Origin of the sequence: Nocardioides oceani (genome assembly GCF_030412965.1) — a bacterium.
In the GTDB taxonomy this organism is placed as follows: Bacteria; Actinomycetota; Actinomycetes; order Propionibacteriales; family Nocardioidaceae; genus Nocardioides; species Nocardioides oceani.
In genome coordinates, this window is sequence record NZ_JAUHJQ010000198.1 from 1 (window position 1) to 273 (window position 273).

1 protein-coding gene is annotated in these 273 nt (G+C 62.6%); it reads right to left on the bottom strand.

Features of this window, described 5'->3' with window-relative positions; translation table 11 throughout:
- Positions 1-66: 66 nt before the first annotated feature.
- On the bottom strand, positions 67-273 hold a 207-nt coding region (locus QWY28_RS23790), incomplete at its 5' end, for an STAS domain-containing protein (RefSeq protein WP_300955375.1).

The window sequence follows — 273 nt, forward strand, 5'->3', positions numbered from 1 at the left end:
TTCCGCAACAAACTTCGTCACCGGCCAGGTACTGGCAATCGATGGCGGGCTGAGCCAACGCTGAACTTACGCTACCGCCGTGCTTGCGGCTTCCACCGACCCGTAGGTCTTCAAAATCCCATCCACGCCCGCGACCTTGAACAGCGACCGCAATCGCTCCGGCGTTCCAATAAGGCCATAGCTCCGCCCCTCGCGCGCGCAGGAAACCTGCAAACCCAGCAGGCACCCAAGCGCCGCCGAGTCCATGTACGGCACCCCGCTCAGGTCAATCAG